The sequence below is a fragment of the Proteus sp. HMSC14B05 genome, from assembly GCF_001808035.1.
Lineage (GTDB): Bacteria > Pseudomonadota > Gammaproteobacteria > Enterobacterales > Enterobacteriaceae > Proteus > Proteus mirabilis.
This window is the reverse complement of sequence record NZ_KV791961.1, coordinates 126751-150512: the sequence shown is the minus strand read 5'-3', so window position 1 is coordinate 150512 and position 23762 is coordinate 126751. Positions and strand designations below refer to the sequence as shown.

General features: G+C 39.3%; 19 protein-coding genes. 9 read left to right on the top strand and 10 right to left on the bottom strand.

The genetic code is table 11. The annotated features are described in order from the left end of the window. Positions 1-19 precede the first annotated feature (19 nt). Positions 20-1273, bottom strand: a complete 1254-nt coding sequence (icd, locus tag HMPREF3129_RS01220) for an NADP-dependent isocitrate dehydrogenase (protein WP_004247120.1) — start codon at positions 1271-1273, stop codon at positions 20-22. A gap of 138 nt (positions 1274-1411) precedes the next feature. Between icd and rluE the strand changes: the two genes are divergently transcribed. The 8 genes from rluE to HMPREF3129_RS01180 all read left to right on the top strand — a co-directional run bounded on the left by rluE (position 1412) and on the right by HMPREF3129_RS01180 (position 9376). Beyond that, complete coding sequence (rluE, locus tag HMPREF3129_RS01215) at positions 1412-2041, top strand: 23S rRNA pseudouridine(2457) synthase RluE (protein ID WP_004247119.1); 630 nt, start codon at positions 1412-1414, stop codon at positions 2039-2041. Next, a complete protein-coding gene (locus HMPREF3129_RS01210) occupies positions 2034-2486 on the top strand; it encodes an NUDIX hydrolase (RefSeq protein ID WP_070486577.1) in 453 nt (150 codons plus the stop codon). Before rluE ends, HMPREF3129_RS01210 begins: the two co-directional genes overlap by 8 nt. A gap of 105 nt (positions 2487-2591) precedes the next feature. Beyond that, the gene (gene mnmA, locus HMPREF3129_RS01205; protein ID WP_004247117.1) at positions 2592-3695 is read left to right on the top strand and encodes a tRNA 2-thiouridine(34) synthase MnmA; all 1104 of its coding nucleotides are present in this window, start codon (positions 2592-2594) and stop codon (positions 3693-3695) included. A 2-nt stretch (positions 3696-3697) separates the two neighbouring features. Beyond that, positions 3698-4327 carry a high frequency lysogenization protein HflD gene (hflD, locus tag HMPREF3129_RS01200; protein WP_004247840.1) on the top strand — a complete coding sequence of 210 codons (630 nt, stop codon included), beginning with the start codon at positions 3698-3700 and terminating at the stop codon, positions 4325-4327. A gap of 32 nt (positions 4328-4359) precedes the next feature. Beyond that, on the top strand, positions 4360-5730 hold the full coding sequence (gene purB, locus HMPREF3129_RS01195) for an adenylosuccinate lyase (protein WP_004247115.1): 1371 nt from the start codon (positions 4360-4362) through the stop codon (positions 5728-5730). Positions 5731-5920: 190 nt separating this feature from the next. Next, positions 5921-6595, top strand: coding sequence for a two-component system response regulator PhoP (gene phoP / locus HMPREF3129_RS01190; protein WP_004247114.1), 675 nt, complete (start codon positions 5921-5923; stop codon positions 6593-6595). 1 nt (position 6596) lies between these two features. Beyond that, positions 6597-8060: a two-component system sensor histidine kinase PhoQ gene (phoQ, locus tag HMPREF3129_RS01185; protein WP_004251833.1), complete on the top strand. Its 1464-nt coding sequence runs from the start codon at positions 6597-6599 to the stop codon at positions 8058-8060. Between the two features lie 194 nt (positions 8061-8254). Then, positions 8255-9376 (top strand): ribosomal protein uL16 3-hydroxylase, encoded by a 1122-nt coding sequence (locus HMPREF3129_RS01180; protein WP_004247836.1) that lies wholly within the window; start codon positions 8255-8257, stop codon positions 9374-9376. Positions 9377-9957: 581 nt separating this feature from the next. On the opposite strand, the gene pepT is transcribed toward HMPREF3129_RS01180, so the two are convergent. The 5 genes from pepT to lolC all read right to left on the bottom strand — a co-directional run bounded on the left by pepT (position 9958) and on the right by lolC (position 15348). Next, entirely contained in the window at positions 9958-11202 is a 1245-nt protein-coding gene (gene pepT / locus HMPREF3129_RS01170) for a peptidase T (RefSeq protein ID WP_004247111.1), read from the bottom strand. A 51-nt stretch (positions 11203-11253) separates the two neighbouring features. Further along, positions 11254-12111, bottom strand: a complete 858-nt coding sequence (gene cobB, locus HMPREF3129_RS01165) for a Sir2 family NAD+-dependent deacetylase (RefSeq protein WP_004247834.1) — start codon at positions 12109-12111, stop codon at positions 11254-11256. A gap of 90 nt (positions 12112-12201) precedes the next feature. Then, the gene (gene lolE, locus HMPREF3129_RS01160; protein WP_036918195.1) at positions 12202-13449 is read right to left on the bottom strand and encodes a lipoprotein-releasing ABC transporter permease subunit LolE; all 1248 of its coding nucleotides are present in this window, start codon (positions 13447-13449) and stop codon (positions 12202-12204) included. Then, positions 13449-14153 carry a lipoprotein-releasing ABC transporter ATP-binding protein LolD gene (gene lolD, locus HMPREF3129_RS01155; RefSeq protein ID WP_004247832.1) on the bottom strand — a complete coding sequence of 235 codons (705 nt, stop codon included), beginning with the start codon at positions 14151-14153 and terminating at the stop codon, positions 13449-13451. The genes lolE and lolD overlap by 1 nt, the downstream gene beginning before the upstream one ends. Continuing rightward, positions 14146-15348, bottom strand: a complete 1203-nt coding sequence (gene lolC / locus HMPREF3129_RS01150; protein WP_012367767.1) for a lipoprotein-releasing ABC transporter permease subunit LolC — start codon at positions 15346-15348, stop codon at positions 14146-14148. Before lolC ends, lolD begins: the two co-directional genes overlap by 8 nt. Before the next feature lie 194 nt (positions 15349-15542). On the opposite strand from lolC, the gene mfd reads away from it, so the two are divergent. After that, positions 15543-18998, top strand: coding sequence for a transcription-repair coupling factor (gene mfd / locus HMPREF3129_RS01145; protein ID WP_036894688.1), 3456 nt, complete (start codon positions 15543-15545; stop codon positions 18996-18998). 88 nt (positions 18999-19086) lie between these two features. On the opposite strand, the gene umoD is transcribed toward mfd, so the two are convergent. From umoD to nagZ, 4 genes are all read right to left on the bottom strand, one after another. Next, positions 19087-19587 carry a flagellar biogenesis regulator UmoD gene (gene umoD / locus HMPREF3129_RS01140; protein ID WP_036908097.1) on the bottom strand — a complete coding sequence of 167 codons (501 nt, stop codon included), beginning with the start codon at positions 19585-19587 and terminating at the stop codon, positions 19087-19089. 889 nt (positions 19588-20476) lie between these two features. Then, the gene (locus HMPREF3129_RS01135; protein ID WP_004247101.1) at positions 20477-21784 is read right to left on the bottom strand and encodes an NAD(P)/FAD-dependent oxidoreductase; all 1308 of its coding nucleotides are present in this window, start codon (positions 21782-21784) and stop codon (positions 20477-20479) included. A 395-nt stretch (positions 21785-22179) separates the two neighbouring features. Continuing rightward, entirely contained in the window at positions 22180-22725 is a 546-nt protein-coding gene (gene ycfP, locus HMPREF3129_RS01130) for an alpha/beta hydrolase YcfP (protein WP_004247100.1), read from the bottom strand. Continuing rightward, on the bottom strand, positions 22722-23741 hold the full coding sequence (nagZ, locus tag HMPREF3129_RS01125; RefSeq protein ID WP_004247099.1) for a beta-N-acetylhexosaminidase: 1020 nt from the start codon (positions 23739-23741) through the stop codon (positions 22722-22724). Before nagZ ends, ycfP begins: the two co-directional genes overlap by 4 nt. Positions 23742-23762: the final 21 nt, after the last annotated feature.

The following is a 23762-nucleotide window of genomic DNA, read 5'->3' as shown; positions in this document are numbered from 1 at the left end:
CTATTTATCAAATCAACAATTACATATGTTTGATAATCGCGTCACCGAACTCGCTACATTTCAGCAATTTAGCGCCGTCCATTAGACGTTCGAAATCATAAGTAACGGTCTTCGCTTCGATTGCGCCTTCCATACCTTTAATGATTAAATCAGCGGCTTCTGTCCAACCCATGTGGCGTAGCATCATCTCCGCGGAGAGAATAATAGAGCCTGGGTTAACTTTATCTTGTCCGGCATATTTTGGTGCTGTTCCGTGAGTCGCTTCAAATAATGCACACTCATCACCAATATTAGCGCCAGGAGCAATCCCAATACCACCAACTTGTGCTGCTAATGCATCAGAAATATAGTCGCCATTTAGGTTCATACAAGCGATAACATCATACTCGGCTGGGCGTAACAGGATTTGTTGTAAGAATGCATCTGCGATAACATCTTTAACAATAATATCTTTGCCTGATTTAGGGTTCTTAATTTTAACCCAAGGACCACCATCTAACAGCTCACCACCAAATTCTTCACGGGCTAATTCGTAACCCCAATCTTTAAAGGCACCTTCGGTAAATTTCATAATATTACCTTTATGCACCAATGTAACGGAGTCGCGATCGTTATCAATTGCATATTCAATCGCTGCGCGAACTAAACGTTTAGTCCCCTCTTCTGAACATGGCTTAATACCGATACCACAATCTTGTGGGAAGCGAATTTTGGTTACACCCATTTCATCTTGCAGGAACTTAATCACTTTATCAGCTTCTGCTGAGCCGGCTTTCCACTCAATACCGGCATAGATATCTTCTGAGTTTTCACGGAAGATAACCATATCCGTCAGTTCTGGGTGTTTTACTGGGCTTGGAGTGCCTTTGTAATAACGCACTGGGCGCAGGCAAACGTAAAGGTCGAGTTGTTGGCGTAGTGCCACATTTAATGAACGGATACCACCACCTACTGGTGTAGTAAGAGGACCTTTAATAGAAACACGATATTCACGAATAAGATCTAAGGTTTCTTCTGGCAGCCAAACATCTTTACCATAAATTTGTGTTGATTTTTCACCGGTGTAGACTTCCATCCACTCAATCTTACGTTCATTGCCGTAAGCTTTTTCAACCGCTGCATCAACAACTTTTAACATTGCTGGCGTGACATCGATACCGATACCATCCCCTTCGATATAAGGGATAACCGGATTATTTGGAACAACAAGCTTACCTTTAGCATCTAATGTAATTTTAGCACCATTAGCCGGAACAACTACTTTGCTTTCCATTTACCTCTCCTTTCATGTAAGCGCACGCTTTGTTAATTTTTTGTAAGAGACCTGTCAATACTACTTGATTATTCAGCTAACGCCAATCGCTTCTCTTTTAAGGTATAATCAATCTCCCATTTTTGACAAAAAATAGCTATGGCAAATCAATTTAACAATAGATCGAAACTACGCAAATCTCACGCACTAGCAGGACAAAAAAAACCTTCTCGCCCTAGAGGTGAGCGTAAAGTGATTATCTTTAATAAACCCTTTGATGTCCTTGTGCAATTTACCGATGACAGCGGTAGAAAAACGCTAAAAGATTTTATCCCCATTCCTGATATTTATGCGGCAGGACGGTTAGATAGAGATAGTGAAGGTCTGTTAGTATTAACAAATGATGGCAAATTACAGGCCAAATTAACTCAACCAAATAAAAAAACAGGGAAAGTCTACTATGCTCAAGTAGAAGGCATTCCCACAGAGATAGCGTTACAACAATTTCGTGAAGGACTTAACCTAAAGGATGGGAAAACACTACCTGCAAAAATTGAAAGGGTAGAACAGCCAACGTGGGTTTGGACGCGATTTCCACCTATTAGAGAGCGTCAATCTATTCCGACTAGCTGGTTAAAAATCACTTTATTTGAAGGAAAAAACCGCCAAGTTAGACGTATGACTGCCCATATTGGTTATCCCACATTACGCTTAATTCGTTTTAGCATGGGAAATATTACCTTGGATAATCTATTACCGGGTCAATGGAAGGAGATTAATTTTGTTTAAACCACATATCACTGTTGCTTGTATTGTTCATGCAAACAATAAATTTTTAGTTATTGAAGAAACGGTAAATGGCAGAGCCACATGGAATCAACCCGCAGGACATTTAGAAGCAAATGAAACCCTGATCCAAGCGGCACAACGAGAGTTATGGGAAGAAACCGGTTTAACCTTGCCGGTACAGTATTTTCTAAAATTACATCAGTGGGTGGCACCGGACAATACGCCATTTTTGCGTTTTTTATTTTTGATAGAAGCACCAGAACAATTAGCCACACAACCACATGACGATGATATTAATGGCTGCTACTGGGTGACCGCGCAAGAGATAATCAATAGCCAACAATTACGTTCACCGCTGGTAAAAGAAAGTATTCTTTGTTATCAACAAAATGAACGTTATCCACTCTCTTTACTGGATAGCTTTGGTTCAACATTTGCCTCTTAACAATGACTTTCATAGTTAAGAAGGCAAAAAATGTATTCGTTTGATGCACCCTTGATAGTGATATGGTAAAGTATGGCGCTTATTTTTCCGCAGTGAGATCCATTCATGTCAGATAACAGCCAAAAAAAAGTCATCGTTGGAATGTCCGGTGGCGTAGATTCATCCGTCTCAGCCTATCTTCTTAAGGAACAGGGATATCAGGTCGTTGGTCTGTTTATGAAGAACTGGGAAGAAGATGACGATACAGAATATTGCTCAGCTTCTGCCGACCTTGCCGACGCGCAAGCCGTGTGCGATAAGCTTGGCATAGAACTTCACACTATCAATTTTGCCGCTGAATATTGGGATAATGTATTTGAACACTTTTTATCTGAATATAAAGCTGGCCGCACCCCTAATCCCGATATTCTATGTAATAAAGAGATAAAATTTAAAGCATTTTTAGAATATGCAGCTGAAGATTTAGGGGCCGATTATATTGCAACGGGCCACTATGTTCGTCGCCGTGATATTGATGGTAAAAGCCAATTACTGCGCGGTGTTGATAACAACAAAGATCAAAGCTACTTCTTATATACATTAAGTCATCAGCAAATCGCCCAAAGCCTTTTCCCTGTCGGTGAAATGGAAAAACCTGAGGTGAGAAAAATTGCCGAGAAGCTTGATTTAGCCACCGCCAAGAAAAAAGACTCTACGGGGATCTGTTTTATCGGTGAACGCAAGTTTACTGATTTCTTATCGCGCTATTTACCTGCCAAACCGGGTCCTATCGTCACCGTAGATGGCGAAACCATTGGTGAACATCAAGGGTTGATGTACCACACCTTAGGTCAACGTAAAGGTCTGGGTATCGGTGGCACAAAAGAAGGTAGCGAAGATCCTTGGTATGTAGTCGATAAAGATGTTGCAAATAACATATTAATTGTCGCACAAGGTCATGAACACCCTCGATTAATGTCCGTAGGCTTAATTGCTCAACAACTTCATTGGGTCGCAAGAGAGCCTATTACCGAAGCTTTTCGTTGCACGGTGAAAACACGATATCGCCAAGCTGATATTCCGTGTACAGTAACACCATTAGATGAAGATAAAATTGAAGTCCGTTTTGACTATCCTGTTGCTGCTGTTACACCGGGGCAATCGGCCGTTTTCTATCAAGACGAAGTCTGTTTAGGTGGCGGTATTATTGAAACACGTATTCAGGAGTAGATGTGGCTAAAGATTTTCGTGATATTACCCTTGCACTGGCAGGTATCTGCCAGGCAAGTCGTCTTGTTCAGCAAATTGCTTATCAAGGGAATGCAGACGAGAAAGATGTTGAAGTCATGGTTAACAGCATTTTTAATATCAACCCAACTTCAACCTTGGATGTTTATGGTAATCAAATAAGTCATTTGAAATTAGGTTTTCAAACTATAAAAGCTATCCATCAAGCGGTAAGAAGAGAAAAACTCACGTTTGAGTTGATGACTTATCAACAAGGCCTGATTAACCTTGAACGTATCATCAACAAAAATAACGATTATAGTTCGCATTTATCACAAAAAATATCTCAACTTGAACGACAAAAAAATTATTTTGAACCGCTTTCTGACGGATTATTTAATGCTCTCGCTGGCGTTTATAGTGATGCGGTCAGCCCTGTAGGGCCAAAAATTCAAGTTAATGGTTCGATTGAGTTGCTTAAAAACCCTATTATTCAAGCCAAAGTTCGTGGATTACTTCTGACAGGTCTTCGTAGTGCCGTACTTTGGCGTCAAGTAGGTGGTCGCCGTTTTGATTTTTTACTCCATCAAAAAACCATCTTACGACAAACTGATGATTTTCTCGCTCAATGTTAATACTTTAAAATTCAACCTGGGAGTTGCCAACAATGGAATTATCTTCGCTGACAGCGATTTCACCGATTGACGGTCGTTACGGTAGTAAAACCTCGTCGTTACGGACTATTTTTAGTGAATTCGGTCTTTTGAAATTCCGTGTACAGGTAGAAGTTCGCTGGCTACAAAAGCTAGCATCTTGCACCGACATTAAAGAAGTTCCCGCCTTTGAACAAAACGCAATCGATTACCTTGACGCAATTGTTGCTAACTTCAATGAAGATGATGCTGCTCGTATCAAAACTATCGAGCGCACCACCAATCATGATGTGAAAGCGGTTGAATATTTCTTAAAAGAAAAAGTGGCAGCTATCCCTGCACTACAGCAAGTTTCTGAGTTTATTCACTTCGCTTGTACTTCTGAAGATATTAATAATTTATCCCATGCCATCATGTTAGAAACAGCACGCCAAGAAGTGCTACTACCTGCATGGCGCGAGCTTATTGATACTATCAGTAAAATGGCGCAAGCATATCGTGATTTACCCCTGCTTTCTCGTACTCACGGACAACCGGCAACACCTTCAACGGTAGGAAAAGAGTTTGCAAACGTTGCATACCGTATGGAGCGTCAATATCGCCAACTTACTCAAGTAGAAATTTTAGGTAAGATTAATGGTGCAGTAGGTAACTATAATGCTCACTTAGCTGCCTATCCTGAAGTTGATTGGCACCAATTTAGTGAAGAATTTGTTACTTCATTGGGGATCACATGGAACCCATATACTACTCAAATTGAGCCACACGACTATATTGCCGAGCTTTTTGATTGCATCAGCCGCTTTAATACAATTTTAATTGATTTTGACCGTGATATTTGGGGTTATATCGCTCTTAATCACTTCAAACAGAAGACCATTGCCGGTGAGATTGGCTCATCAACAATGCCTCATAAAGTGAATCCTATCGATTTTGAAAATTCTGAAGGTAATTTAGGTTTAGCTAATGCCGTTATGGGTCACCTTTCCAGCAAATTACCAGTTTCGCGTTGGCAACGTGATTTAACTGACTCAACCGTACTACGTAACCTAGGTGTCGGTATCGGTTATGCATTAATCGCTTACCAATCAACCATGAAAGGCTTAAATAAATTAGAAGTTAATGAAAGTCATCTTCGTGAAGAGTTAGATAGCAACTGGGAAGTTCTTGCTGAACCAATCCAAACGGTTATGCGTCGCTATGGTATTGAAAAGCCTTATGAAAAACTTAAAGAGTTAACTCGTGGTAAACGGATCACGGCACAAGATATGATTGTGTTTATTGACGGTTTAGCGCTACCAGAACAAGAAAAAGCACGCTTAAAAGCGATGACACCTGAAAGCTATATTGGTTTTGCCAGTCAACTTGTTGATAAATTAGATTAATTTATCCAATACTTAAAAGGCAGATAATCTCTGCCTTTTTTTATATCGATTACCCGTCCTAAATAAGATAAAAACTATCTATAACTTAAACACATTGTCCGTTACGGTATTCTTTAAGTGCTAGATTGACTATCATTATCTTAATTTCTCTTACAGCAACTGATTTTTACTGATGTACACAAGGTGGAATATGCGGATCTTAATTATTGAAGATAATATCTTACTTCGCCATCATTTATCTGTGCAGTTTCGCGATGCAGGACATCAAGTTGATGCAGCACAAGATGCGAAAGAAGCCGATCACTTTATCGCAGAAAGTACACCTGATGTCGCCATTGTTGATTTAGGTCTTCCTGATGAAGATGGTATCAGCCTTATTCGTCGATGGCGGGAAAATAATATTACTATTCCCATTATGGTATTAACGGCTCGAGAAAGCTGGCAGGAAAAAGTGACCGCATTAAATGCCGGTGCTGATGATTATGTGACAAAGCCTTTTCATTTTGAAGAGATCGTGGCACGCGTTCAGGCATTAATGCGAAGAAACATGGGCATTGCCTCACAAATACTGACTATTGCCCCTTTTGAGTTGGATTTATCACGTAAAGAGTTCATGATCTTAGGTGAGCAAATCAAGCTCACTGCATTCGAATATACTATTTTAGAAACATTAATGCGTAATCAAAACAAAGTGGTGAGCAAAGATGTGCTAATGCGCCAACTTTATCCTGATGCAGAGCAGCGAGAAAGTCATACCATTGATGTGCTTATGGGGCGTCTGCGCAAAAAAATTCTCCAAAAATATGATAATGATGTCATTGTAACTGTACGTGGACAAGGTTATCGTTTTGATATGAAAGCTTAATATGCATAAAAAACAACGTTCGCCCTTCTCTTTACGAACAAGATTTTTACTTGCCACCAGCGCCATTATTTTAGCACTGACACTCTCTTATGGTTTGGTTGCCATAGTCGGTTCTATTGTCAGTTTTGATAAAACGACTTTTATGCTAATGCGTAGCCAAAGTAATCTCTACTATAGCTTAGCGCAATGGAAAGATGGGCAATTGCAGATTGAGTTTCCGACTAACCTCAATAACAACAACACATCGCTGGTGGTTATCTTCGACGAGAAAGGCAATGTGCTATGGACGCCAACGGATTTACCTCAGGTGATCCCAAACAGTATCGCGCCAAAATGGCGCAATAAAGAAGGCTTATTTGAAATTAGTGTGAATGTTAAAACGACACGTTTTATGTTACAGCAACTGCCTCAATATCGAGCCTATCTAAAAAAACTCAACGAATATTCAAGTAATGATACCTTAACGCATTCCGTGGTTATTAATCACTATCCTGCGGCGGATAATATGCCTTATCTATCCATTGCGGTTATCGATCCTATTCCTCAAAGTCTGCAAAATGTAAGTAGAGTCTGGGATTGGTTTCTCTATATATTACTGGCTAATTTTCTTTTGGTGATCCCATTAATTTGGTTAGCAGCCCATTGGAGTTTAAGGCCGATTAAATCCATTATTGAGCAGATCAGCGCGTTGGAAAAAGGCACTCGCGATAATTTAGATGAAAATCCTCCTAAAGAGCTCAAAGGATTAGTTTATAATCTCAACATTTTATTGCGTAATGAACGCAACCGTTATAGTAAATACCGTACCAGTTTATCTGATCTGACCCATAGCTTAAAAACCCCCCTTGCTGTTTTACAATCAACATTACGTGCTCTACGTGCTGGCAAACAAATGTCTATAGAACAAGCTGAGCCAATTATGCAAAGTCAAATTGAACGAATTTCACAGCAAGTTGGTTATTATTTACATCGAGCTTCTCTTCACGGCGATCACGATATAACAACACGTAAGCTCCACTCTTTATCAGGCTTACTTGACAATCTTTGTAGTGCACTTAATAAGGTCTATCAATCCAAAGGCGTTGATATAACATTAAATGTTTCCCCTGAAATGATGTGGTTAGGTGAAAAGAATGATTTTATGGAAGTCATGGGAAATGTACTTGATAATGCTTGTAAGTACTGCTTAGAGTTTGTCGAGATCAATGTAAGTCATGATGACAATTGTGTGATTATCACCGTAGATGATGATGGCCCAGGAGTCAGCCCAGAAAAAAGGGAGCTTATTTTTCAGCGTGGTACACGTGCAGATACATTGCGCCCAGGACAAGGCTTAGGATTATCAATTGCTGTTGATATTATTGAGCAGTATAACGGTGATATCACCATTACCGATAGTCCATTAGGGGGGGCGAGACTCATCGTCACCTTTGCTGAGCAACAACTCACTACTGAAATAGAGTAACGCTCTTCTCTATCAACTTATATTATTGCTGATTCAATTTAGGTCTTATCACAATAAGATTGCGAGATGTATGATAACTACGCAGTTGTCAGTATATTACTCGTTATTACTCACATTGCACCAAGGAATGTTTAGCAGGAAGTTGTAATTCATTATATGATATTTTTAGGCTTCCCAAATTCAGGAAATACACAATGGACTATAAACTTAATTTAGATTGGCAATCATTTTTAGAAAGCCATTGGCAAAAACGTCCTTTATTAATCAAAAACGGCTTCTCTGGTTTTGTTGATCCTTTATCTCCTGATGAACTTGCAGGTCTTGCAATGGAAGATGAAGTGGATAGCCGTCTTGTGAGTTGTCAAGATGGGCAGTGGGGAGTTAAACATGGGCCTTTTGAGCACTTTGAAGGTTTGGGTGATAAAGATTGGTCGTTATTAGTTCAAGCGGTCGATCACTGGCATTTTCCAAGTGCGGCATTGATGAAACCTTTTCGTGTGTTGCCCGATTGGCGTATTGATGATTTGATGATCTCTTACTCTGTTCCCGGAGGCGGTGTGGGCCCTCATCTTGATCAATATGACGTATTTATTATTCAAGGGCAAGGTCGTCGTCGTTGGCGTGTGGGTGAGAAAATCCCAATGAAACAGCACTGCCCTCACCCGGATTTACTTCAAGTTGATCCTTTTGACGCCATTATCGATGAAGAATTAGAGCCGGGTGATATTCTGTATATTCCACCTGGATTTCCTCATGAAGGTTATGCCATTGAAGAATCACTAAACTATTCTGTTGGCTTTAGAGCACCTAATGCACGAGAGCTATTTAGCGGTTTTGCTGACTATGTTTTAGCAAATGACTTAGGAAGCTACCGTTACAGTGATCCTGATCTTACTCCTCGAGATAATCCGGCATTAGTCCAGCATCAAGAATTAAATAAGTTGCATGATATGATGGAAGACTTACTTGCCCAACCCGAAGTATTCCGTCATTGGTTTGGGGAGTTTATTTCTCAATCTCGCCATGAACTTGACTTGGCCATTCCTGAACCTTTATATGAAAATGCTGAGATCCACGATTTACTGCAACAAGGTGAACAACTTCATCGTTTAAACGGTATTCGCGCACTGCGTGTTGGTGATAGTTGCTTTGTTAATGGTGAATTAATGGATACTCATCATATTGAAGCTGCAGATGCCCTTTGCCAATATGATTGTATTGATAAACAACATTTAGGTGATGCTTTAGCAGATCCAAAATTTATACGCTTATTGACGCATCTTGTTAACCAAGGCTATTGGTATTTTGAAGATTAAGTATAAATAAACTATTTTTATACAAACACACCCAGCTAATTATAGCTGGGTGTTATTTTAACTATGTTAATAAACAGTAACTGTTATCTTATTAAATAATATATTGCCTCTTTTAGTAACGTTCTTGTGCCATAAAATAACCATGGCAAAACGATAAAAAACGCACTCTGTAGCCCTAAAAGTAACCAGGTATGCTTATCATTTGATAAATATAAAGAAAATATAATAAGATGGGTAATTAAAAAATAGCTGAAAACGATAATAAACGATGCTTTATACTCTTGTTTACTAAAAGTATTATCACTGGTTATCGGTATTTTTTTACACAGACATTCTGATCTTGTTTGTTTTATTATTATTTTGGAGAGTACAGCCATTACGCAAATATCCTTATATCATTTTATTTAGATTATAAAGAATATTATTTGAAATAATCGGCCAATAACTTATAAAAAACAAACTTATTTTTAAAGTTTAATTTTAAATAATATGAAAACAAACCTTATATTTAAAATATAAAGATAAAATAATAGCCGAGATTGTCGGCTATTATGGGGCAATTATTTTACATAACTGCTCTATTAACAAATAACTTTTGCTTTTTCTCTTTCGGCAGTAATTTCAGCAATTCGCATAATAACACTTACTGCGGCTTCCATACCTTCTAAAGAGATAAATTCATGTTTGCCATGAAAATTATACCCACCCGTAAAGATATTTGGGCAAGGTAATCCGCGGTAAGAGAGCTGAGCACCGTCTGTACCACCACGAATAGGCTTAATATCAGGTTCAATATCACAATCAATCATTGCTTGTTTTGCAATATCAATAACATGTGGATACTGAACCACTTTATCATGCATATTGTAGTAGCTATCATCAATAGTTAGTTCAATATAGCAATCAGGATGTAGACCTTTACCTACTTTTTCAGCAATCGTGATCATATTTTGTTTACGCTTTTCAAACTGATTGCGATCAAAATCACGAATAATATAGTGCATTTCGGCTCTTTCCACCGTACCTTTAATACTTTGTAGGTGATAAAAACCTTCATAGCCTTCTGTGTTTTCAGGGGTCTCTTCAACAGGTAATTCTTGGTGAATACGCGAAGCAAGTCCTAACGCATTTACCATCACGCCTTTGGCACTACCGGGATGAACATTATTACCAACGATTTTAATACTCACAGAAGCGGCATTGAAATTTTCATATTCCAATTCTCCCACACCACCACCATCAACGGTATATGCCCAGTTAGCACCAAATGCTTTTAGGTCGACATAATGTGCACCACGCCCTATCTCTTCATCCGGCGTAAATGCAATACGGATATCACCATGAGGTCGATTTTGTGCTTTTAAACGTACCATCGCAGTGACTATCTCTGCGATACCGGCTTTATCATCAGCACCTAATAGAGTTTTACCATCCGTTGTAATTAATGTTTTACCAATCATTGAGTGTAAAATTGGAAACATAACCGGTGATAATACTTCATCACCAATACCTAGCGCGATATCACCACCACGGTAATCTTCAAGCACTTGAGGTTTTACATGTTTACCTGAAAAATCAGGTGAAGTATCAAGATGGGAAATAAAGCCAATAACAGGTACAGGCCAAGATACGTTAGAGGGCAAACTCGCCATAACGCATCCTTTATCACTGAGTGTCACATCAGAAAAACCCAGTTTTTTTAATTCTTGTACCAGTGCCTTCGCTAATTTTAGCTGACCATCGCTACTTGGTGACATTTTCGATGATGGTTTCGATTGTGTATCAAAACTAATGTATTCAAAAAACCGTTCTAATAATTTATCCATTTTGCCCCCTAAATCTCTCTAATAACAATAATAGGGAACTCTATAAAATAATTATTGCGTCAAATCAGCTTTAGGATCATTAATTAAATCAAACAATTTATGGACATATGCATCAACCACTTGGCTTGCGGGGCCATAATGTTTTTCTTCAAACTCACTCTCCACTAAGCTAGGTTCAAGGTTAAGCTCAACCGTATGAGCCCCTGTTAACCGTGCTTCATGGACAAACCCAGCCGCAGGATAGACATTCCCCGAAGTGCCAATAGCGATAAAGAGATCTGCCTGTGCTAAAGCGTGATAAATTTCATCCATGCCGATTGGCATTTCACCAAACCAAACAATATGCGGACGTAGAGGAGAGGGAAATTGGCAACAATGGCAATAATCTGTCGTTGATAAATCCCCTTTCCATTCAAAAACTTGACCTGATTGCGGACAGCGGACTTTCAATAACTCACCATGCATATGGAGAATATGTTTACTCCCTGCTTTTTCATGTAAGTTATCAATATTCTGCGTGACCAGCAGGAAATTGTCCTTTCCAAGATATTGCTCAAGTTTTGCTAATGCATAATGTGCTTCATTAGGTTGAATTGAGGGTTGTTGTAATTGACGACGGCGCTCATTGTAAAACTGCTGAACCAGCTTAGGATTGCGGTGATATCCCTCTGGCGTTGCCACATCTTCAACGCGATGCTCTTCCCACAATCCATCTTCTGATCGAAAGGTTTTTATACCTGATTCAGCCGAAATGCCCGCCCCGGTTAGCACCACTACTTTGGGTAAATTCATTTCATGTTCCGTTTTATGGGTTAAATGAAAATAACGACAACGTGAGTGTTGTCTACGTAAACTTTTTATCTTACGAAACTTCCTAAGCCGACGATGACGAAGTTTAAGTTTCATCATGGCAATCCTTGGTTTTTATATTTAACAATCAATAAAAATTGATAACTTTACTGTCTTATTTCCGTTTATATCCATTTTATGTCAATAAACTTACTGTCCACTTAAAATTCTAGCAGGATCGAGTTTAGTTGCTCGACGAGCAGGATACCAACTGGCAATCAAACTCAAAATAACCGTCGTCAAAAATACGGAGAAAACATCAATTGCATGTATTTCTGAAGGTAAGAAATCGACAAAATAGACATCTCCTGATAACACTCTATGCCCTGTCATGGATTCAATTACCGAGACAATAGGGGTTAAATTTAGTGAGACAACTACCCCCATAATAACACCGGCCACGCATCCGATCATGCCTGACAACAGTCCGTACCATAAGAAAATATTGCGAATATGGCTATCCCTTGCACCTAACGTTCGTAAAATAGCAATATCTCCGCTCTTATCTCTTACCGCCATAATCAGCGTCGAGACAATATTAAAACAAGCAACCCCAATCACTAAAATCATTGAGAGATACATAATGCTGCGGATCATCTGAATATCGCTATACATATAACCATAATCGCTGATCCAGCTTTTAGCATAAACATAGGCTTGGCTATTTAAGCCTGCATTATGAATAATTTCATTAGCTAGAAATGGATCGCTTGTTTTCACTTCAATACCCGTAATTCCTTTGCCGTAATCAAGATACTGTTGCGCATCTGCCAATGGAATTAACGCTAATTGGTGATCGAGCATACCACTGAGTTTAAATATGCCACTGACTTGTAAACGAATGCGTTTAGGTTGTAATAGCTTTTTCGGATCATCATTGTTAGGGATCAGAATAGTTAACCAATCACCTTGTTTGATTTTTAAGGCATCGGCAACACCTTGGCCAATAATGATTTGTTGTTGACCCGCTTGAAAATGTTGCCATGCATTATTTTGCACATAGCTCGGTAATAAACTGATATCACTTTGTTTATTCGGTTCAACCCCCATCACTTGTACCGCTTTTAATTCTGTTCCTTTTTCAAGTAATCCGGTTAATAAAATATAGGGGGCAGCAGCAACAACACCCTCAGTATTTTCAATCCGCGATAGTGCCGGTTGCCAAGATATAAAGGGTTGTTCTACCGAATAAATTTGTCCATGGGGAACCACAGAAAGAATGCGGTTTTTTAATTCACGTTCAAAACCGTTCATGGCACTTAATCCGATAATCAATACCGCTACACCCAACATAATGCCCAGCGTTGAGATAATCGAAATTAATGACACCATACCAGCACGTTTTCGTCCTTTTGAAAAACGTAATGCGGTAACTAAAGCAAGTGGCAACTGCGCCATTATTCCACTCCTGAAATCGCTTCTTGAGACTCTAATTGACCATCTTTCATTTCAAGTTGACGTTGAAAGCGTGCCGCGAGAGATAAATCATGAGTAACAACCAAAAAGGCAGTTTTCTTTTCTTTATTTAATTTCATGAGTAATTCGAAAATACCTTCCGCATTTTTTTGGTCAAGATTACCTGTCGGCTCATCGGCTAAAACTAACGCCGGATCGTTTACTAAGGCTCTAGCAATAGCAACACGTTGTCTTTCTCCCCCAGATAACTCAGAAGGACGATGATGTGCACGAGCAGTTAATCCTACAGCATCAAGTAAAGACATCGCTTTCTGTTTAGCCTTTACTGCACTCATTCCACCAATCATTAAAGGCATTGCAACATTTTCTAATGCAGTAAAATCAGGTAATAAATGGTGGAATTGGTAGATAAAACCCAATTGAGTATTACGTAAATCTGCTTTTGCCGTTGAAGTTAATTTATTGAGCGATTGCCCTTTAAATATCACTTCACCTGAGGTTGGAGAGTCTAAACCACCCAATAAATGTAATAGGGTACTTTTACCTGAACCTGAGCTACCGACAATCGCCATAAAATCACCTTGATTGATCGCGAAAGAGACGGATTTTAAGACTTGTGTTGAAATAGCACCATCTTGATACTGCTTACAAAGTGCATGACATTGTAATAAAGGGGTATTACTCATAACGTAGCGCCTCTGCTGGCTGAATAGTTGCGGCCCGCCAAGACGGGTATAAAGTCGATAATAGTGAAATCACAATAGCGGCAAAACCAATCATAAAGACTCGGCTCCACTCTAAAGTCGCGGGTAATTCTACCCCATGAGGAATAAGCCCTACCGCAGGCATAATCACATTTAGTTGGCTTGATAGTAACGCCCCTAACAAACCTCCGGCAATAGCACCTAAAATACCGGCCCCTGCCCCTTGTAGCATAAAGATAGACATTATCTGCGAACGCTTTAAGCCCATGGTTTGTAATATTGCCACTTCACCTTGTTTTTCCATCACCAGTAATGAAAGCGAAGTAATAATATTAAACGCGGCTACCGCAATAATTAGGCTTAACAATAAGCCCATCATATTTTTTTCCATTTTCACTGCTTGGAAAAATTCGCCCTTTCGTTCACGCCAATCTTTCCAACTTAAACCTGCTGGCAAAGGTTCAGCACTGTATTTTTCAATATTAAGGGGAGTTGAGAAGAATAGACGCCATCCGGTAATATTGCCGGGTTGATAGCGCATCAAACGCGCCGCATCTTGTTGATTGACCAGAAGTTGAGAAGCATCCGCATCACCACCACTTTGGAAAATACCTTTGACAGTAAACAGTCGTTGGCTAGGCACTCGGCCCATTGGGGTGAGTTGGCTTACGCCGGGAACAATAAGGCGAATGCTATCCCCTTCTTTGGTTTTTAGCTGTTTAGCTAAACCACTACCGAGGATCACACCATATTCTCCCGGTTTTAATAACGAGAAATCGCCATAGCGAATAAACTGTGTTAGGGGTTCATCTTGTGCTTTATCAATCCCTAACATCACGCCAACACCGATATTATCTTTACTTTGTAATACCACATCCCCTTCAACTAAAGGAACGACATTGATAACATCTTCTCGTTTTAATAACATTTGTGCAGTACTATCTTGTTTGGGTAGCTGCCCATTGGGTGTTGTGATAACAGCTTGTGGAATATAGGCCAAAATGCTGTTTTGTAATGAGCGTTCAAAGCCATTCATCACAGAAGTCACTGTGATCAATGCCGCAACACCCAGCATAATCCCTAAAGCGGATAGCCATGAGACGAATCGACCAAATTTGTCGACTGCGCGACCCCGCATATAACGGAGCCCTATAAAAAATGAGACAGAATTGTACATGAAAACTGTGCTGTTCCTGTTGCTAATGCTAAGTGTTCAGGGATAATAAAGGGTAGTCTTACTGAATGGAACCACTCTATTCCCAAACTGTGGTTTTTTCTTTTATCTTAACCTGCCCGCCAGTTTAAGCTTTGGCGATGTCGCTAAAGATGTGTTGGGAGTTAACTACAACCAAGAGTTCACATTACACGCTTATGTCCTCAGAATATCGTTATCAACTTCCTGTAAAACAAGGGGATACTCGCCAGCTGGGTCAGCTGACAGGTGCCGCTTGCGCCCTAGAATGTGCAGAAATCATCAAACGTCATGCTGGATTAGTCGTTCTTGTCACTCGTGATATGCAAAATGCACTGCGTTTACAAGATGAAATCCGTCAGTTTTGTGATTATCCTGTAGAGACATTATCTGATTGGGAAACATTGCCTTACGACAGTTTTTCTCCCCATCAAGAAATAATCTCTAACCGCCTTTCTACGCTATACCGTATTCCATCACTTCTCAAGGGAATTTTAATCTTACCCGTCAATACGTTAATGCAAAAAGTCTGCCCAACAGATTATCTCGCAAGTCATGCATTAATAATGAGTAAAGGAGAGCAACTTTCTCGCGACAATTTACGCAAAACATTTGATGAAGCGGGTTATCGTCATGTAGAACAAGTGTTAGAACATGGCGAGTATGCAACACGCGGCGCATTACTTGACCTATTCCCGATGGGCAGTGAATTTCCTTATCGAATTGACTTTTTTGATGATGAGATAGATAGCCTAAGAACTTTTGATGTTGATACGCAACGCACCTTAACAGAAGTCGAGCAGATCAAACTATTACCGGCTCATGAGTTTCCAACTGATCCTAATGCGATTGAACTCTTTCGTAGCCAATGGCGTGAACGTTTTGAAGTAAGACGTGATCCTGAACATATCTATCAACAAGTAAGTAAGCAAGTATTACCCGCAGGGATTGAATACTGGCAACCGCTCTTTTTTAGTCAGCCATTATCCAATTTATTTGCTTATTTCCCACAAAACACCTTAATTGTGACGCAAGATCTGCAAGATTGCGCTGATAAATTTTGGCAAGATATCAACCAACGTTATGAAAGCCGTCGTGTTGATCCCATGCGGCCATTACTGCCACCAGATGATATTTGGCTTAATGTCGAAACGCTCAATCAACAGTTGAAACAGTGGCCACGTATTCAACTTAAAACGCAAGCACTGCCGGAAAAAGCGGGTTATACCAATTTAGGTTATCAACCACTGCCTGATTTATCAGTCAATGCACAAAGTAAATCACCGCTTGATAATCTACGCCGTTTCCAAGAGCAATTTTCTGGCAGTATTGTTTTTTCGGTTGAAAGTGAAGGCCGGCGGGAAACCGTTCAAGAGCTCTTATCTAGAATTAAAATTGCCCCCAAACAAATTATTGAATTAGCGGATGCTAAAGAGAAAGGGTGTTATTTTATTATTGGCTCTGCAGAGCATGGCTTTATTGACAATTATCGTCAGTTAGCGCTGATCTGCGAAAGTGATATGTTAGGTGAGCGAGTCCACCGTCGCCGTCAAGATAATCGTCGCACCATCAATACCGATACACTGATCCGCAATCTGGCAGAATTAAGTCCCGGACAACCTGTTGTCCATCTTCAGCATGGGGTGGGTCGTTATCAAGGTATGACCACCTTAGAAGCGGGTGGCGTAAAAGCAGAGTACTTGATCCTCTCGTATGCGGGAGATGACAAACTCTATGTTCCTGTTTCGTCACTGCATTTGATCAGTCGCTACTCTGGTGGGGCGGATGAAAATGCACCTCTTCATAAATTAGGGGGTGATGCTTGGACTCGTGCGCGCCAAAAAGCAGCTGAAAAAGTGCGTGATGTGGCGGCGGAATTATTAGATGTCTACGCTCAACGAGCCGTAAAATCTGGTTTTGCGTTTAAATTAGATAAAGAACAATATCACACTTTCCGCCAAAGCTTCCCTTTTGAAACCACACCCGATCAAGAGATGGCAATTAATGCCGTATTAAGTGATATGTGCCAAGCCATTGCAATGGATAGGTTAGTATGTGGTGATGTTGGTTTTGGTAAGACAGAAGTTGCTATGCGTGCGGCATTTCTTGCAATAAGCAACAATAAGCAAGTGGCTATTTTGGTGCCTACTACCCTACTGGCTCAACAACACTTTGAAAACTTTCGTGATCGCTTTGCTAATTGGCCGGTCAATATTGAGATGATCTCACGTTTTCGTAGTGCCAAAGAGCAGCAGCAGATCACCGAAAAATTAGCAGAAGGCACCATTGATATCGTTATTGGTACACATAAATTATTACAACCGAGCATTCAATGGAAAGACTTAGGGTTATTAATTGTTGATGAGGAGCATCGCTTCGGTGTACGTCATAAAGAGCGTATTAAAGCAATGCGTGCCAATGTCGATATATTAACCTTAACGGCCACCCCTATTCCTCGTACGCTAAATATGGCGATGAGTGGTATGCGTGATCTGTCAATTATTGCCACCCCACCCGCTCGCCGTTTATCCGTTAAAACATTTGTCCGCGAATATGATGATCTGGTTGTTAGAGAGGCTATCTTGCGTGAAACATTACGTGGCGGGCAAGTGTACTATTTATATAACGATGTTGAAAATATAGAGAAAGCGCGTGATAGGCTAGCACAGTTAGTACCTGAAGCTCGTATTGGTATTGGCCATGGGCAAATGCGTGAACGTGAGCTTGAACGTGTGATGAACGATTTTCACCATCAACGATTTAATGTATTGCTCTGCACCACCATTATAGAAACGGGTATTGATATTCCGAGTGCCAATACCATTATTATTGAACGTGCTGATCACTTTGGTTTAGCGCAGCTACACCAATTACGTGGACGCGTTGGCCGCTCTCACCATCAAGCCTATGCTTATCTATTAACCCCTCATCCCAAAGCAATGACTAAAGATGCCCATAAACGCTTAGAAGCGATTGCCTCCCTAGAAGATCTCGGCGCAGGTTTTGCTTTAGCCACACATGATCTAGAAATTCGTGGTGCGGGAGAGTTATTAGGTGAAGAGCAAAGCGGTCAAATGAATACCGTTGGCTTCTCTTTATATATGGAGTTACTAGAAAGTGCAGTTGAAGCATTAAAAGAGGGTCGAGAGCCATCATTAGAAGATCTGACCAATCAGCAAACCGAAATTGAATTAAGAATGCCGGTGCTATTGCCCGATGACTATATTCCTGATGTCAATGTAAGACTCTCTTTCTATAAACGTATTGCCAGTGCCAAAGACTTAAATGAACTTAATGATCTAAGGGCAGAGCTTATTGATAGATTCGGCACCTTACCTGATGCAGGACGCAACTTATTACGTAATGCGGCTATTCGATTAAGCGCCATGAGTTTAGGTATATCTCGCATTGAAGCCCATGACAAAGGTGGCTTTATTGAGTTTGGTGAAAAAAATAATGTCGACCCGACTTATTTAATCGGTTTATTGCAAGAGCAACCGAGCGTCTTCCGTTTAGATGGCCCTACCAAATTGAAATTTATGATAAGCCTAACCGATCGAGAAAAACGACTCACTTTTATCGACGATATGCTCACCGCTTTTAGTGAACACAAAATAAACGCATTGTCTGTTTAGATAATAAAATGCAAAAAGGCCTAACATAATAAATATTAGGCCTTTTTTATCTTATCAGTTATCAGCGTTAATGCTAAAAAGAAAACCGTTACTCTTTACGGCAAGGAATATTTTCATTCATAGAACAATATGGCTCTTGCTCCAAAACAAGTCGGCCATCGCTATCTAGCGCGATGATATCGCCCGGTTTAAATGTCGTTCTCACTTTACCCGGTGTACCATCAATTGTGTAAAGCACATCATAACCGATAACTCGCCTTTCTTGGCGGTAAATGGGAATACATTCTCTGAATTGAGCATAAGGGAAGTGAGCAATACTTTTATTGTTTAGCGCTTCTATCATATAGAAAACACGGCACTCTTGCTCTGCGGGATGAAAACGCGATAATCTTTCTGGTGTAAATTGTGTAGGCAGTCCAATACGATGGCAATACTCTTCTGTCACAAAAACGGTTGATTTAATCGGTGTTGCTGAAACCACATGGGCAAATTGTGGCCGTGGAAATATCCACTTCCAAGCGACAAATAAAAGAATAGCTAATACAAGGATTAGTCCTATTAGTGTGAACTTTTTGCTATCAACACTCACTTTTTCCCCTTTTTATGCGTTTATCCCTATTTTACTATTTTTTTGTTATAAGCGGATTTCACTCTTTTATCACCATGTTGTAATTCAATATGTTGAATGAATAAGCTTATATGAAAAAATATATTATTACGTCCTTGCTGATTAACATCATAAGTAAACTATGTACTTATAACATGGTAAATACACCACTAATTATTGTTTTAATCAGTTAATTAAATACGCGCTATTTTCTAATTATTTTCAAAAATATTAAGAATGAACTTAAATATTTCTTATCTCATCAATGAAAGCTGATTTCATTTACATATTTATAAATATAGCGTAATGATAACATCAAGTTAACAAATGTAATCTCTTTTAAGAAACTTCTTCATTAACCTTTACATAGTCGATTTGCTTTTCACTATGCGTAACAGACTGGTTTGTACATAAAGATAATAAAAATAATAGATTAAATACATGTTTTTTATTCACATATATTATTTATAAGTTTTAATATGTATCTTTAAATACCATAACATTTTATGACCTAAATAAATTCTTAAAAGCGCCTATTTCTATTTAAGAAAAATCTTAATTTATGAAAAACCCCTATTCTATTGAAGATTATTTTTATATATAAATAATTAAATTTATAGAAATAACACTATATTTTTCATAAAGTTATTTGAAATTGAAGCTTAATATTATTAAAAAATTAATTCGATATCCACATAAATATTTTCTACTGAATTAATCATCTAATTCAGAGATTCTTATTTTGACTGTTCACAATTATTACTACTCTTTAGATAGATAAAACCCCCCGACAATATAAATACTGCGGGGGGTTAAAATAAACTTTTGTTTGCTAAAAGAAACAAAAGTTAGAAAAATAAACCATTATTCACTAATGAAGTTTTAGTTTTGGTCTAATCACACGATTGATTGATCCAACTAACATCATCAAACCTGTTTTAAGATAACCATGTAACGCAATTTGATGCATACGGTATAAAGAAATATAAACGATACGTGCAATACGCCCTTCTATCATCATATCGCCTTTCATTAAGTTGCCCATCAAACTCCCTACCGTACTAAATTTAGAGAGCGAAACTAACGAGCCATGATCTTTAAACACATATTCTTTTAACGTTTTACCCTTTAACATGGCTAAAATATTGCTATAACAACGGCTTGCCATTTGATGAGCGGATTGTGCCCTTGGCGGAACAAATCCTCCCTCTTTTCGCGGACAGGATGCACAATCACCAATCGCAAAAATCGCATCATCTAATGTTGTTTGTAGTGTCGGCTTAACGACTAATTGGTTAATACGATTGGTTTCTAATCCAGCGATATCTTTCATAAAGTCTGGGGCTTTGATCCCCGCAGCCCAAACCATCAGATCAGCATCAATATGCTCGCCATCTTTGGTATTTAACCCTTTTTCATCGGCGCTTGTTACCATGGTTTTCGTCATCACGCGCACACCCAACTTAGTCAGCTCTTGGTGTGCTGCACTTGAAATACGCACGGGTAATGCAGGTAATATTCGCTCACCCGCCTCAACAAGCGTGATATTAAGAGCTGATGGCGCTAATTTTTTTAAACCATAACTATTGAGTTGGCGAACAGCATTGTGTAATTCGGCAGATAATTCCACTCCAGTTGCACCACCACCCACAATCGCAATATTTACTTTACGATTTTCAGCTTCTGCGTTGGAGTCTGCTGAATATTTTAAAAATAAATTGAGCATTTCATTATGAAAACGGTGTGCTTGCTGTGGGCTATCTAAAAAAATGCAGTGCTCTTTGATCCCTGGGGTGCCAAAATCATTAGATTTACTGCCTAAGGCCATGACTAAAATATCATAATCGAGTTGACGCTCTGGAACTAATAGCTCTTGATTTTCATCATAAATAGCAGCCAAAGTGATATTTTTATGTTGGCGATCAAGCCCTGTTAAAGTGCCTAATTGAAAATTAAAGTGATGGTTATAACCATGAGCGAGATAACTTAATGCATCAACACCATCATCTAATGAGCCTGTGGCAACTTCATGTAACAGAGGTTTCCATAAGTGACTATTATTTCTATCAACAAGGGTAATTTCTGCTTTTTTTTTGCGCCCTAACTTATCACCCAATTTAGTCGCTAGTTCTAATCCACCAGCTCCACCACCGACTATAACAATTTTTGTTAATGACATATAACGTCACTCCTAAAGATATTTACTGTTGTTATTTAAGTCATCTTGGTTAAATCCACTTAAATAACGACAGTTAAAACGTTTCAGTCAATGATTTTGATAATAGCCAAAGCTCATTGGCAATATGGTCATACCAAAGTTGATTTATATCAAAAAAATTTGAATTTTCATACCTGTTTTTTGATGAATCGAGTCATTTAGGTTGTTTTTCATTCGCCAATAGAACATCTTATTGACATATGGCTATTTTTTACCATAACTATCAATTAGATAGAGGATATAAGTGAATAATTCAGTCGGAATATGAGAGGGGCTTAAAATAATAAAGAAAAGAAAAAATATAAATCAAAAAAAGATGGACAAAATGCACTCTGTCCATCTTACATAAGCCAATTTTAAGCGGGGATTTTGCTATTAAATGCTTTAATTTTAAAAAGATGTTCTGACAAGCTTTTGAACTTATGTGTCTGCGTTTCATCCCAAATAATCGAATAATAAGGTGATAACTCATCAGCAGAACGCTGGTTATCTAAAATCTCATCATGACGGGATAAAATCACTAATGCATTGTCTCTATTTTTAGAGCGAAAATCTTGAATACACTTAGTGGCAATATCTAAATACTCTTCAGGTCTATCAATCTTATCAGTCATATTTTCATATGGAAAAAGATTGGGGTTAATCATTACTTGGCGAATATTAGATAAAAAACCGATACGCTCTGCCCAGTAGCCACCTAATCCTACACCACAAATCAGCACCGGCTGTTTTGTCGATTTAATCAGTTTATCCGTCTCTTTGAGTAGGTGTTGCATATCGTGACGTGGATGCAACGTACTGTAACTGAGAAAACGGACATCAGGATCAATAAACTGTAGCTGTAATACCTTCTCATGATTTCCCGGACTGGTGGAATCAAAGCCATGTAAATATATAATCATGCGCGCTCCTGCCATTGCTCCTGTAATTGGGTCAGCATTTGATTCGCTTTTTTCCAACGATCAGATGCTTGCAGTTCACTTAATGTGTAACGACCTCGGTGATGGTACAACGCCGAAATGCGTTCTGCTTTGACAAAGGACAGGTTATCTAACACACTTACCGCCCCTTTACGGTTATTACACACTAAAAGCATATCACAACCCGCGTCTAATGAACGTTGTGCTCTCTGCGCATAACTTCCCATAATAGCGGCACCTTCCATAGATAAATCATCTGAGAAAATAACGCCTTGGAAACCGAGTTGTTCACGTAAAATTGATTTCAACCAATAAGGAGAGCCACTTGCTGGACGCTCATCAATCTGAGAATAAATAACATGAGCTGGCATAATGGCATCTAATAATTGACGTTGGATAAAATCTTTAAAGATAGCCATATCACGTTGACGAATATCGTTTAAAGAGCGCTCATCACGTGGCGTTTCTTTATGGGAATCGGCTCTGACGGCACCATGACCAGGAAAATGCTTACCTGTTGATTTCATACCTGCAGAGCGCATTCCTTTAATAAAGCTTTCCGCCATATCCATAGCAATTTCTGGACACTCATGGAAAGAGCGCTCACCGATAGCAATACAGTCATGACCAAGATCTAGGACAGGAGCAAAGCTAATATCAATATCCATTGCGATCATTTCTGATGCCATTAACCAACCGGCCTCTTGTGCTAAGCGGCTAGCTTGATAGCGCTCATTAAGCGCAGCATAAGATTGCGCAGCAGGTAAGCGAGTAAAACCATCACGAAAGCGCTGTACTCGCCCTCCTTCTTGGTCAACGGCAATCACTAAACGCTCATGGGAAGCATCACGGATTTGGCGCACTAATTCATTTAACTGCTCAGCGTCGTGGAAGTTGCGGGTAAAGAGGATCAAACCACCAACAAGGGGATGCTTTAAAATTTCACGCTCCTCGTTATCGAGCTCATATCCTTCAACATCAAGCATTACAGGACCCATAACATTCCTCTCTTTGTTATT